This is a genomic window from Aeribacillus sp. FSL M8-0235, from assembly GCF_038000355.1.
Classification (GTDB): Bacteria; Bacillota; Bacilli; order Bacillales; family Aeribacillaceae; genus Aeribacillus; species Aeribacillus composti.
Window position 1 is genome coordinate 2,842,589 of the sequence record NZ_JBBOBW010000001.1, and the last position, 13,342, is coordinate 2,855,930.

A 13,342-nucleotide genomic window follows, 5' to 3' on the forward strand; every position below is an offset into this window, starting at 1 on the left:
TTCAACTGCAATTCAAATAGAAATAAACAAAATTCATAAAACTTTCATTTTTTCACAAAAAGAAAATGCTTTCATTTCTTTTGTGAAATATTTTTTATCAGTGAAATGATCACCAAACATATGAATTAAAAAATACACCTCTATTATAAACAATTATCAGACTTTTGTGAATCAGATAAATAAGATATTTTTTACGGAATTCTTTTTTTTAATAAAAAAATCTTATAGAATTGAATAAGAATTACTTATTTCAGCATAATAAATCTTTTATTGAATTATGGCCGAATAATATGGATCGTATGTTTATCAATCCATTTTTTTATGAATTGAATAAGAAAAGGTTTTATCCAATTTCTTGTGATTGGAAATAAAAGAAACAAACCGACGATATCCGAAATAAATCCCGGCGTCAATAGCATGATTCCTCCGACTAAAATAGCAATTGCATCCAAAATGGCATTGCTTGGAATGCGCCCATATTGAATTTCCTTTTGAAGATTTCGCACAGCCTGAATTCCTTGTTTTTTCGCCAAATAAGCCCCAACAAAGCCTGTTAAGATAATCAATAGCACAGTCGGAAGCACCCCGATCGTCTTTCCAGATAAAAGCAAAACCCCTATTTCACAAGCCGGTGCAACAATAAAAAAAATCAATAATGCTCGCATATGCTATCTCCTCCATATATAAAATACCCGTTCCCTACTCTTTACTATACAAAAGGGAGATGTAAAATGCTCGTTTCTTAATCTTTACTATACAAAAAAAGAGAAGGAACTGAAATCCTTCTCCTTTCAATCAAAATTATAGAACGCTCGCATGTCCTTTATATATCATCCCTTGTATTGCATCCACAGTGACTTCCATACCATCCTTCAAAATTTCTGTTGCATTTTCTACCCCGACAATGACTGGAATGCCAAGGCTCAAACCGACTACGGCCGCATGGCACGTTAAGCCGCCTTCTTCCGTAACAAGTGCAGCTGCTTTTTCAATCGCTTCCATCATGTATTTGTCGGTTCCATTCGTAACGAGAATTGAACCTTTCACCATTTTCTCAACAGCTTCTTTACTATTCTTTGCAACGATAACCTTTCCAAATGCCGATGCTCGTCCAATCCCTTGACCTTTTCCTAAAACATCGCCAACAACATGGACTTTCATCAGATTTGTGGAACCTGTTTCTCCTACAGGTACTCCGGCTGTAATAATCACTCGATCTCCATGTGTAATAATTCCAGTGTTTATAGATTCACGCACAGCTATGTCAAGCATTTCATCTGTTGTTGTAGCAATTTGTCCTATTGTTGGATGCACACCCCATACAAGGGCAAGCTTACGGCATACTTTACTGCTGGATGTTACTGCAATAATCGGTGCTTTTGGCCGATATTTCGAAATCATTTTGGCCGTATAGCCGCTGACTGTTGGCGTGATAATGGCCGAAACGTCCAAATTTATCGCCGTATAAGCTACTGATTGTCCAATTGCATTTGTGATCGTTGAATCAGCAACTTTCGTATGTTTCGTTAAGGCTTGGCGATAATCTAAAGCTTGTTCAACGCGGGAAGCAATTTTATGCATCGTCTCCACTGCTTCTACCGGATATAAACCGGCAGCTGTCTCGCCTGAAAGCATAATTGCATCGGTTCCATCAAAAATAGCGTTTGCTACATCGCTGGCTTCCGCCCGGGTAGGTCTTGGGTTTCGCTGCATCGAATCAAGCATTTGAGTAGCAGTAATAACAGGTTTTCCTAATTGATTGCATTTGCGAATCAGTTCTTTTTGGACAAGCGGAACATCTTCAGCGGGAATTTCTACTCCTAAATCTCCTCGAGCAACCATTAGCCCGTCGGAAACTTCCAAAATTTGATCAATATTGTCAACGCCTTCTTGATTTTCTATTTTCGGGATAATTTGAATATCGTCAGCTTGGTGCTCCTCCAGCAGTTGACGAATTTCCAATACATCGGAAGCGCGGCGAACAAATGATGCAGCGATAAAATCGACTCCCTGCTCAATGCCAAACAAAATATCTTTTGCATCTTTCTCCGTAATTCCAGGAAGATTGACACTAACTCCAGGAACATTGACTCCTTTTTTATTTTTCAAAATTCCGCTGTTTAATACCTTCGTTTCAATTTCCTGTTTTTCTTTATCAATCTTTGTAACTTCTAAACCAATTAATCCGTCATCAAGCAATATTTTAGAACCAACGGACACATCATTGATTAATCCTTTATATGTAACCGAAATTTTTTCTTTCGTGCCGACAACCTCTTCCATTGAAATAAGAAGGCGGGATCCTGCTTCTAATTGTATCTCCCCGTTTTCCATTGTATGCGTTCGAATCTCAGGGCCTTTTGTGTCCAATAATATTGCAACACTTTTGCCCAAGCGCTTCGCTGCCTCCCGAATGTTTTGAATTCTCGCTTTATGCTCCTCATGATCTCCATGCGAAAAATTGAGCCGAGCCACATTCATGCCGGCCTTAATTAGTTTTTCCAACATTTCGATGCTCTCGCTTGCAGGACCTATTGTACAAACAATTTTCGTTTTTCGCATAAATTGGCATACCTCCTAAACATTATGAAAACGATCCCATGTTCATACTTTATATAGAAAGTTCTTTTGAAAGCTTGTACATTGACTTATCAACCGTATGAGGCTGATCCAAAATTTCTAAAATGTCATGATCCACAAGCTGATTATTTTGGATGCCTACACATCGTCCGCCTTTACCATTAAGAAGCAGTTCCACCGCATAAGCGCCTAGTCTGCTTGCCAATACTCTATCAAATGCGGTAGGCGATCCGCCGCGTTGAATGTGGCCTAATACAGAAACACGCGTTTCAAAGTTTGTCATCTCTTTGATCTTTTGGCCTATTTCGACGCCGCTTCCCACACCTTCAGCGACAATAATAATACTATGTTTTTTCCCTCTTTCATGACCTCGTTTTAATCGATCGATGATTTCCTCTATTTTGAAATCTGCTTCCGGAATTAAAATGGTTTCCGCACCTCCGGCAAGCCCGGACCATAAAGCAATGTCACCGGCATCCCGACCCATTACTTCTATTACGTATGTACGCTCATGGGAGGTAGCTGTATCACGAATTTTATCAATTGCTTGTATCACCGTATTAAGTGCTGTATCAAAACCGATCGTATAGTCAGTTCCAGGTATGTCATTGTCGATGGTGCCCGGCACCCCAACGCATGGATATCCATGTTCAGTCAACTTTTTTGCGCCCATGTAGGAGCCGTTTCCGCCAATAACGACAAGACCTTCAATCCCGAATTTCTTCAATTGTTCAATTCCTTTTTTTTGTCCTTCGATTGTTTTAAATTCTTCGCACCGTGCCGTATAGAGCATCGTTCCACCGCGATGAATGATGTCACCTACTGAACCAAGTTCAAGCTTTTGAATTTTTCCCGAAATAAGACCTGAGTAACCATTATAAATTCCATAAACTTCTAATCCATGAAAAATTCCTTTGCGGACAACGGCACGAATTGCAGCGTTCATACCAGGAGAATCGCCGCCGCTCGTTAAAACGCCGATTTTTTTCATAATTTCACCTCTCTTGGACTGCTCAAACAAAGCTTACATAAAATAATGATCATATTATCTGATAATCGTTGAGCATAGTAAGCTTAGAATAGTTAAATTCTTTATTATTATACACAAAAAGAAGCGATGCGAAAGATAAAAATAAAAAAATAACGTGCGGCTCCATCAAGGAGCGCACGTTACTGCGTATTTGTCACTTGTTCGTCAATAACGGCCCCAATACTTTTAAATTTTTCGTACCGATGCCTTATCAGCTCTTCTCCGCTCATATTGGTCAATTCTTTTAATGATCGTTTTAAAGCCTGTTCAATGTGTTTAGCTTGCAATTGGACATCCCTATGTGCCCCGCCTTTTACTTCCGGAATGATATCATCAATAACACCAAGCTCTTTTAAATCTTGGGCAGTGATCTTCATTGTTTCTGCCGCTTTTTTAGCTAAGCCGGCATCCTTCCATAATAGGGCGGCAGCCCCTTCGGGAGAAATAACTGAATAAGTAGAATTTTCCAACATATATATATGATTTCCTACTCCTAATGCTAATGCGCCGCCGCTTCCCCCTTCTCCAATGACAATACATATAATTGGAACAGAAAAACCGGCCATTTCAAACAAATTTCTGGCAATTGCTTCACTTTGTCCCCGCTCTTCTGCAGCTTTTCCTGGGTAAGCTCCTTTTGTATCGATAAACGTAATAATAGGGCGGTTAAACTTGTTCGCCTGTTTCATAAGGCGCAATGCTTTACGGTAACCTTCAGGATGCGGCATACCAAAATTTCTTCGGATATTGTCTTTCGTATCTTTTCCTCTTTGCTGCCCGATTACCGTTACAGGGATCCCATGAAATTTTGCAACGCCTCCTACAATCGCTTCGTCATCACCAAAATATCTGTCTCCGTGGCATTCGAAAAAATTTTCAAATAACAGCTCAATATAATCAAGCGTTGTAGGGCGATTCGGATGGCGTGCGATTTGGACGCGATTCCACGGGGAGAGGTGATCATATATTTCCTTTTCTAAATTTTTTAGTCTTGTTTCCAGCTTTTCAATTTCAGCCGACAAATCTACATCCGCTGTTTTTGTAAATTCCTTTAATTCATGAATTTTTTTCTTTAATTCTATAATCGGCTTTTCAAATTCCAGTTCTCCTACCAATCTACATCCCCCTTTGCTTGGTGTATATCCAAGAGGTTGATTAACGTATCCCGCAGTTGGTGGCGGTGCAATACAGAATCAAGCTGCCCATGCTTCAGCAGAAATTCAGCAGTTTGGAAATCTTCCGGAAGCTCTTCTCTGATCGTTTGTTCTATGATTCTGCGCCCTGCAAAACCGATTAATGCACCAGGCTCGGCAAAATTGTAGTCACCTAAAGAAGCGAAGCTAGCCGATACTCCCCCTGTAGTCGGATGGGTCATAACCGAAATAATGAGTCCGCCTTCATCGCTGAATAATTTTAAAGCAGCGCTAGTTTTCGCCATCTGCATTAAACTGAGGACGCCTTCTTGCATACGAGCACCGCCTGAAGCTGTGAAAATAATAAAGGGGATGTTTTTTTTCTTCGCTTTTTCAATTGCCCTTGTAATTTTTTCGCCAACTACCGAACCCATGCTCCCCATGCGAAAACTTGCATCCATAACGGCAATCACTACTGGAAATCCGCCGATTGTTCCTTCGCCTGTCACGACAGCTTCATTTAGCTTCGTTTTCTCTTTGTCTTTTTCTAGCTTTTCTAAATACCCTTCAAAATTAAGAGGGTTTTCAGAACGCATATCGCTGTCATATTCTAAAAAGCTGCCATGATCTAAAAGGCTGGCAATTCTTTCTCTCGCTCCCATTTGAAAATGGTAGCCGCAGTTGTTGCACACTTTTAAATTTTTTTCAATTTCTTTTGAGTACATAATCTTTTTACATTTTGGACATTTTGTCATAATACCTTCAGGAACATCATATTTTGCATGTCCGGAAGGGATCGATGCATATTTTTTCTTTTTTGAAAAAATGTTTTTTATCAAAATAGAACCTCCCTTTTTGGCTGAATAATGTCTTCATTGCAAGGGATGACACCTTCAATCAATCTTAAATCTTCCGGATCTTCTTCCTATATCTTTTGAGAGGTATTCAAATATTATAAATATATCATATTTTTCTTTCTCCCAACAGCAGAGAAGAGAGGTTTCTCATTCTTTCGCCATTTGTAGCCGCTTTTATTTTCCAATAATAGCAAGCTTTCTTGTTTTTTCCGCAACTTCTTCCGGATCTACTTTTATGCGTGCAACACCTGTTTCCATTGCCGTTTTCGCAACAGCTGCAGCAACACATGGTGCAACCCTTGGATCAAACGGCGCCGGAATAACATAATCAGGACGAAGCTCATCTTCCTTAATAAGAGAAGCAATCGCTTCAGCAGCAGCCATTTTCATCTGTTCATTTATATGTGTTGCTCTTACATCCAATGCTCCACGGAAAATCCCTGGAAATGCTAAAACGTTATTCACCTGGTTAGGGAAATCTGAACGTCCTGTTCCAATGACTTTTGCTCCAGCTTCTTTCGCATCGTCAGGCATAATTTCCGGATCTGGATTGGCCATAGCGAAAATGATCGGATTATCCGCCATTAATTTTACCATTTCTTTTGTTAGGGCTCCTGCGACTGACACACCGATAAAAACATCCGCTCCTTCGATTACATCGGCCAAAGAGCCCTCTAAGCGATCATGATTTGTATATTTAGCCACTTCAGCTTTTATGCTGTTCATTCCGTAAGGGCGTCCGTCGAAAATGGCTCCTTTTGAATCGCACAAAATAATGTCACGAACACCATAGCGATATAATAATTTTATAATAGCTATTCCAGCCGCTCCTGCTCCGTTTGCGACAACTTTAATATTTGACATCTCTTTGCCGACCAGCTTCAACGCATTTAATAAACCAGCGACAGTTACAATGGCGGTTCCGTGTTGATCGTCATGGAAAATCGGAATGTTCGTTTCCTTTTTTAAACGCTCTTCAATTTCGAAGCAATTTGGTGCGGCAATATCTTCCAAGTTTATGCCGCCAAAAGTCGGCTCAAGAAGCTTTACTGTCTCAATAATTTTTTCCACATCTGTCGTATCTATACAAATCGGGAACGCATCGACACCTGCAAAGCTTTTAAATAAAACAGCTTTTCCTTCCATGACAGGGAGAGCTGCCTCCGGTCCGATGTTTCCAAGCCCTAAAACGGCTGTTCCATCAGAGACAACCGCCACCATATTCCCCTTCATCGTATACTCATAGACTTTGCTTTTATCATCATAAATTGCCTTGCACGGCTCAGCCACTCCAGGAGAGTATGCTAAACTTAAATCTTTTGCATTTCGTACCGGAATTTTTGATTTTGTTTCAAGTTTTCCCTTCTGAACACTATGAATATGTAATGCTTCTTCTCTTAATGACAACCTTTATCACTCCTCGTATACTAAGTTTCAGAAAGTTTTTTTATCGAATTTCCAGTCCGATACGCTCCTTGACAATCGCATATCTTGGGTGGTTGCCTTTGTGGGAGGGGCGCGCCCCTCCCACAAAGGGTTGAGCGTACCGGGGTTGGACTTTTCGCAATGTTCCTGGATAATGGTCTTAGGATCATCGGGGATACTCTTCTCACTCCTGTAGCTTTGACTACTTGTAAAGTCTGTCTCCTCGGCCCCTGTTTGGACGTCTAACCCGCAGGCTGTTCCCGTTGGTTTTCCCCATGCTGGAAGGAGCAGCTTCCAGGGCAGCCCATGGTCCAACGTGAGTTCTCATATGCGAGGGTGACTGGTCAACAGGCGCGATCCGGGGGCATCCCGAAGAGTCCTACCCCTCGATCCTACAACAATAGGAGGTGATCTCATGAAACTCTACGTCGGGATCGACGTGAGCTCACGCGACTTAGCCACCTGCATTATGGATCATGAAGGAAATACGTGCGCACGCTTCAAAGTGGATAATCATCTTCTGGGCGCCACCTTCCTTCGGGATCAAATCCTCCTGTGGGCTAACAAGCGAAAGCCAACCGAAATTCTGATCGGGATGGAAGCCACCTCGGTCTACAGTTGGCATCCAGCTATGTTTTTCCACCAGCAGGAGGCCTTGCAGGCTTGGAACGTCAAGGTGTTTACGATCAATCCAAAGCTCATTCGCAAGTTTAAAGAAGCCTATGTCGACTTGGAGAAAACGGATGACATCGATGCTTGGATCATTGCGGATCGGCTTCGCTTCGGCCGTCTGAAGATGACGGCTGTCCTCAAGGAGCAGTTTCTCGCGCTTCAGCGACTGACACGCATGCGATATCATCTCGTCCACCAGTTAACCCGTGAGAAACAGTATTTTCTCCAGCACTTGTTTTACAAATGCAGTTCCTTTACCCAAGAGGTGGACAGTTCGATCTTCGGACATGCCATTCTCGAACTGCTGCTTGAGTCGTGGAGCCTCGATGACATCTGCCAAATGGATGTCAAGCAGTTGGCCGACTTCCTGCGCCAAAAAGGGCGCAATCGCTTTGCCGATCCGGAATGCATCGCCAAGTCGATTCAAAAGGCGGCCCGTTCGTCGTATCGGTTGTCCAAGTGTGTCGAGGATTCCATCGACTTGCTGTTAGGGCTGTCGATTCAATCAATCCGCAGCCTGCAATCGCAGCTCAAAGAGCTCGATAAAGCCATTACCCGCCATCTTGAAGGCATTCCGAACACACTGCAAACCATCCCAGGCATCGGACCGGTTTATACCGCAGGCATCCTGGCCGAAATCGGGCAAATCGAGCGGTTTCACAACCAGGCCGCCTTGGCAAAATATGCCGGCTTGACATGGTCCAAGCACCAATCGGGCCGTTTTCAAGCCGAGGACACCTCCCTCATTCGTTCCGGCAATCGCTATCTCCGTTACTACCTAGTGGAGGCTGCCAACTCGGTGCAACGGCATGATGCGACGTTTCGTGCGTACTACCGGAAGAAGTATGAGGAAGTGCCCAAACACCAACATAAACGAGCCCTCGTCCTCACCGCTAGAAAACTCGTGCGTGTGATCGATGCGCTGCTACGCAACGGTCAAATCTACACGCCAAGAAAGGGGGAAGATCGATAAGAGGATCGATCTGGTATACCAATATCAACCTTTAGACCCAGTTTATTACATGTACCAATACTGGGTTTCTTCAGTATTGCCTTTTTTCGGATCATCGGACAAGGGAATTTCCAATTTCTATGATTTTTCACCTTGACATATTACCGCAGGACTTAACAACATGGATAATCGTCAAAATGGAAAGACCACTTTTTAGATATTTCTAAAATATTATACATGCAATCCGTTGTAAAGAAAAAGACATGTTTATTCTCTCAAGGCGACATTCCTTTCTCCGAGCAATGCCCGCAATCGATTCAAACATTGTTCAGACGGTTGTACACCAAATGTTTCGGGAAGCTTGACCGCTTTCTTTTTTCGTTCATGGTAAATAAATACAGGTATGCTGCCTGGATAATCCTGCAAAACTTTTTTTATTTCGAGAAGCTTTTGTTTCTCTGATGCTTCATCTGCAATTTTTAAAAATAAAGCACGCTGCCGTTTAAATTCCGAGATGTCTTTTACGTCTTGAATTATATATTGAACATGTTCATTTCTAATTTCCGGTTTTCCGGTCAACAAATAAACATTCCCTTTCTTTATTTTTCCGCTGAACTTTGCGTATTCATTAGGAAACAAGACCGCTTCTACATCCCCGCTTTGATCGCTTATATTGAGAAAAGCCATCGCCTGGCCGCTTTTTGTGCGAATTGCCTTTACGTTTGTCACATACGCGCCCACATGAACTTTTTTTTCAATCCATTGCGATAAATCCATTAATCGAACTGCCCCCAGCTGCTTCAAAACCGAATCGTAAGGCTGAATCGGATGGCTTGATAAATAAAATCCTAATGTTTCCTTTTCGAATTTTAATTTTTCTTCAATGGTGAACGGTTCCACTTCCACATACTTTGGTTTAATCGCAGCAAGATCGTCAAGCGGAAAAACGATTTGCTCTTTTTCATCCATTTTGAATAATTCTGCATGCTCGAGCGCAACATCTATACTAGCAAGCAACGTTGCCCGATCTTGCCCAAAATCATCCATCGCGCCAGAAAAAATGAGCGCTTCTATTGTTCGGCGATTGACTGCCTTTGAAGACATCCTGATACAAAAATCAAACAAATCTTCAAAAGGCTTCTTTTTTCTTTCTTTTGCAATTTCTTTCATGGCGGCAATGCCAACATTTTTAATCGAGGCAAGTCCGAATCGGATAGATCCGTTTTCCACTAAAAAAGAAAAACCGCTTTTATGAATGGACGGTGGCAGGATTGTAATTCCCATTTCTGAAGCTTCTCGAACATATTGCGCTAATTTTTCTTGATTTCCTCCGATGCTCGACATTAGCGCAGCCATAAAATATAAAGGATAGTGGGCTTTTAAATAAGCAAGCTGATAGGCAATCATGCTGTAGGCAACAGCGTGGCTGCGGTTAAAACCGTAGTTGGCAAATTTAACAATGAGATCGTATACTTTATTCGCGGTTTTTTCGTCGTATCCTTTTTTTAAACAACCTATAATAAAGCGATTTCTGTTTTCATCCAAAATCGTTTTAATTTTTTTGCCGACGGCCCGTCTCAACAGGTCTGCTTCCCCTAACGAAAAACCGGCCATTTTCGCTGCGATTTCCATTATTTGCTCTTGATACACAATGACTCCGTATGTCTTTTCTAAAATAGGCTGCAAATCTTTATGCAAATATTCTACCGGCATCCGGCCGTGCTTCCGTTCGATATAGACAGGAATGTTTTCCATCGGTCCTGGACGATATAAAGCATTAACCGCAACCAAATCTTCCAAATTAGTAGGTTTTAGCTTTTGTAAAACTTTCCTCATTCCTTCTGACTCAAATTGGAACACACCTGTCGTATTTCCTTCCGATAAAAGGGAAAACGTTTTTTCATCATCATAATTTGTAAAGTGGACAGAGAGCTTTGTTCCCTCGTAACGTTCAATTAAACGTTTGATATCTTCTATTAACGTTAAATTTCGCAGACCTAAAAAATCGATTTTCAACAGCCCGATTTCTTCTAAAAAATCCATTGAATATTGTGTTAAATATATATTGTGATGACCATTTTGAATCGGAATGACTTCAGTCAGCGGGTGATCGCTTAGCACCACTCCCGCAGCATGCGTCGATACATGGCGCGGCAAGCCTTCCAGCTTTAAAGCCGTTTCAAAAATTTCCTTTCCTTTTTCCATTGAATGAAGGATGTTTCGAAATGCTGCCGATTGTTCAAATGCTTCTCTTAAAGTAATTCCAAGCTTTGAAGGTATGTGCTTTGCGAGCACATCCACCTCTTTATTCGAAGCTCCAAGCGCTTTTGCCACATCTCGAATAGCAGCTTTGGCCGCAAAAGTACCGAAAGTGATGATTTGAGCCACATGCCCTTTTCCGTATTTTCGCGCAACATATTCAATCATTTCATCCCGTCTTGTATCCGGAAAATCAATATCGATATCTGGCATAGAAACACGTTCAGGATTTAAAAAACGCTCAAACAATAGATTATAGCGAATTGGATCTACATTCGTAATATCTAGTACATATGCCACTAAAGAGCCGGCTGCTGAACCGCGGCCTGGACCGGTTACAATACCTTTTTCATGCGCGTATTTCATAAAATCCCAAACGATTAAAAAATAATCGCTAAAATTCATTTTTTTTATAACAGACAGCTCATACGACAGCCTTTTGACATACTCGTTCGAAGGGGATGTTACTTTTTTTCTTAATCCTTCAAAGCACAGCTGTTCAAGAAAATCATCGCTGCTCAATCCTCCAGAAAAGGGGTATTTAGGCAATTTTGTTTTGCCTAATTCTATTTCAACATGGCATTCGGAGGCGATCCGAACAGTATTCTCAATGGAATCAGGAAAGTTCGCGAAATTGTTTATCATTTCCGCCGGGGATTTTAAATAATATTCGCAAGCAAACGCTGCGTCTTGTTCTTCTACAGTCGTTCCGTCTTTAATCGCCAGCAAACAGCGGTGTGCAAATGCATCATCCTTTTCAACATATAAAACATCGTTCGTTGCGACAATCGGAACTTTGATCGTTTCTCTCAGCTCCGCAATTTTTTCATTTAATTGCTGCTCTTCCGGCAAGCCGTGATTTTGTAAGGATATGTAAAAAGAATTGGGATCGAGCATGCTTTGAAAAAACTCCACCGCTTTTCCTGCCTCTGCAATCTGTCCGTTTATAAGCAGCTGCTCAATCAAGCCTTGTCTGCCAGGTGTGATCACAAAAAGATCCCTGCTGTATTGTTTAAAAAAAGAAAGCGGAAGTCCTTTCGGAAACTTTGTTTGCAGCAAACTGCTTAATTTAAGCAAATTGCGGTATCCGCTGTTATTTTTAGCAAGCAAAACAAAAGGATACGGTTCGTTTTTTATGATAACGGTAGCAGTTAAACCGAAAATCGGTTTAATCCCGTGTTCTTTACAAATTTTATAAAAAGAGAGCGCTCCATACATGACATGATGGTCTGTCAAGGCTAGAGCTGTTTGACCAGTTTTTTTCGCATAGCGGACAAGCTTGTCCAATCCCGCAGCACTAGTCAGCAAACTATAGGCGCTCTTCACTTGTAGGTGAACAAAAGGCAATGAAGACCCCACCTTTTTTCAATGATTTCTTAAAACAATTATAGTCATTGTTTTCAATGAAAGACAAACTTCATACTTTTATCTTCCCATCCATATACATATAAAGAAAGAGAATAAAACAAGCCTTTTCACTGCTTGCTGAAACCGGCTATTTAGCAAGTTTATTATAATCATATTTCCCCAATGAACGGAAGAAAGGATGGTGGAAGCTCAATGGAAACAGATACTTTTATTGCAACCTTTATTAAAGTGTATTTTATTGCGTTAGGAGTCATTTTCGGCGGCTCGTTAATCGGCGGTATTGGCGCATATATTACAGGCGATGCTCCTCTCACCTCCATTTTCAGAATGGCAAACAAATTGAAAATTTGGGCTCTTGTTGCAGCTATTGGAGGGACGTTTGATGCGTTTTACAGCTTTGAACGAGGGATTTTTGAAGGAGCGACAAAGGACATTGTGAAACAGATTTTGTTAATCATTTCCGCCATGGGTGGTTCTCAAACAGGCTGGCTCTTAATCTCTTGGTTCACACAGGAGCATGTTTCGCAATGAGAATCCCGCCTTATTATAAAAAGCCTTCATGGCAGCGTTTTTTTGCCGGAGTTGCCGTAGGAGCTCTTATTAGCTGGGGGTTTTTTCTATATTCCTTTGGCTATTACCAAGAAAAACAAGTAAAAATCATTTCAACACAGCAAGAAACGATCGAACAATTAAAAAATGACATTCAAATTTGGCAGAGGGATTACAAAGAGCTAAATAAGAGAAACTTAGAATTATTGACTGTACAGGATGTCAAAATCGAAATTAAAAATGCGGAAAAATATAAGCTGGATGAATTAATGAAATATTCGATTGAAAATACGATCAAAAACGATTTAGCTGATTTAATTGCAAAAGATATTGACAGTGTTGTGAAAACAAGGCATTTAATTGCCAAAACGATTGAAAATAGAAAATATAAAATAGATGACAAAGAATACAACGCTACTGTCGTGGAGCTTGTCATTACACCGACCATTATTGTTGAAGTAGAATTGAAATTGAGCAAATAATAATGGCAACTTTTCTCCTATTATGAGGAGGGAAA

10 protein-coding genes are annotated in these 13,342 nt (G+C 41.1%); 3 read left to right on the forward strand and 7 right to left on the reverse strand.

Annotation, left to right across the window (positions count from 1 at the left end):
- Positions 1-275 precede the first annotated feature (275 nt).
- The 6 genes from NSQ71_RS13935 to NSQ71_RS13960 all read right to left on the reverse strand — a co-directional run bounded on the left by NSQ71_RS13935 (position 276) and on the right by NSQ71_RS13960 (position 7,007).
- Complete coding sequence (locus NSQ71_RS13935) at positions 276-665, reverse strand: FxsA family protein (RefSeq protein WP_327847828.1); 390 nt, start codon at positions 663-665, stop codon at positions 276-278.
- Between the two features lie 136 nt (positions 666-801).
- Positions 802-2,562, reverse strand: a complete 1,761-nt coding sequence (pyk, locus tag NSQ71_RS13940) for a pyruvate kinase (protein WP_340734112.1) — start codon at positions 2,560-2,562, stop codon at positions 802-804.
- A 49-nt stretch (positions 2,563-2,611) separates the two neighbouring features.
- Positions 2,612-3,571, reverse strand: a complete 960-nt coding sequence (gene pfkA, locus NSQ71_RS13945) for a 6-phosphofructokinase (RefSeq protein WP_063387397.1) — start codon at positions 3,569-3,571, stop codon at positions 2,612-2,614.
- Positions 3,572-3,750: 179 nt separating this feature from the next.
- On the reverse strand, positions 3,751-4,725 hold the full coding sequence (gene accA / locus NSQ71_RS13950) for an acetyl-CoA carboxylase carboxyl transferase subunit alpha (RefSeq protein WP_063387396.1): 975 nt from the start codon (positions 4,723-4,725) through the stop codon (positions 3,751-3,753).
- A complete protein-coding gene (gene accD / locus NSQ71_RS13955; protein WP_066247816.1) occupies positions 4,719-5,582 on the reverse strand; it encodes an acetyl-CoA carboxylase, carboxyltransferase subunit beta in 864 nt (287 codons plus the stop codon). The genes accA and accD overlap by 7 nt, the downstream gene beginning before the upstream one ends.
- Positions 5,583-5,774: 192 nt before the next feature.
- A complete protein-coding gene (locus NSQ71_RS13960) occupies positions 5,775-7,007 on the reverse strand; it encodes an NAD(P)-dependent malic enzyme (protein ID WP_066247817.1) in 1,233 nt (410 codons plus the stop codon).
- A 433-nt stretch (positions 7,008-7,440) separates the two neighbouring features.
- Between NSQ71_RS13960 and NSQ71_RS13965 the strand changes: the two genes are divergently transcribed.
- Positions 7,441-8,670, forward strand: coding sequence for an IS110 family transposase (locus tag NSQ71_RS13965; RefSeq protein ID WP_027725928.1), 1,230 nt, complete (start codon positions 7,441-7,443; stop codon positions 8,668-8,670).
- Between the two features lie 246 nt (positions 8,671-8,916).
- Here NSQ71_RS13965 and dnaE read toward each other — a convergent pair whose 3' ends face one another.
- Complete coding sequence (dnaE, locus tag NSQ71_RS13970) at positions 8,917-12,255, reverse strand: DNA polymerase III subunit alpha (RefSeq protein ID WP_340734113.1); 3,339 nt, start codon at positions 12,253-12,255, stop codon at positions 8,917-8,919.
- Positions 12,256-12,468: 213 nt separating this feature from the next.
- Between dnaE and NSQ71_RS13975 the strand changes: the two genes are divergently transcribed.
- Positions 12,469-12,807, forward strand: coding sequence for a YtrH family sporulation protein (locus NSQ71_RS13975; protein WP_063387392.1), 339 nt, complete (start codon positions 12,469-12,471; stop codon positions 12,805-12,807).
- Positions 12,804-13,307, forward strand: coding sequence for a sporulation membrane protein YtrI (ytrI, locus tag NSQ71_RS13980; RefSeq protein ID WP_066247820.1), 504 nt, complete (start codon positions 12,804-12,806; stop codon positions 13,305-13,307). Before NSQ71_RS13975 ends, ytrI begins: the two co-directional genes overlap by 4 nt.
- Positions 13,308-13,342 lie beyond the last annotated feature (35 nt).

Coding starts and splice junctions, on each gene's coding strand:
- NSQ71_RS13965 (WP_027725928.1), top strand. CDS start 7,441: ATGAAACTCTACGTCGGGATCGACGTGAGCTCACGCGACTTAGCCACC.
- pyk (WP_340734112.1), bottom strand. CDS start 2,562: ATGCGAAAAACGAAAATTGTTTGTACAATAGGTCCTGCAAGCGAGAGC.
- ytrI (WP_066247820.1), top strand. CDS start 12,804: ATGAGAATCCCGCCTTATTATAAAAAGCCTTCATGGCAGCGTTTTTTT.
- NSQ71_RS13975 (WP_063387392.1), top strand. CDS start 12,469: ATGGAAACAGATACTTTTATTGCAACCTTTATTAAAGTGTATTTTATT.
- NSQ71_RS13935 (WP_327847828.1), bottom strand. CDS start 665: ATGCGAGCATTATTGATTTTTTTTATTGTTGCACCGGCTTGTGAAATA.
- pfkA (WP_063387397.1), bottom strand. CDS start 3,571: ATGAAAAAAATCGGCGTTTTAACGAGCGGCGGCGATTCTCCTGGTATG.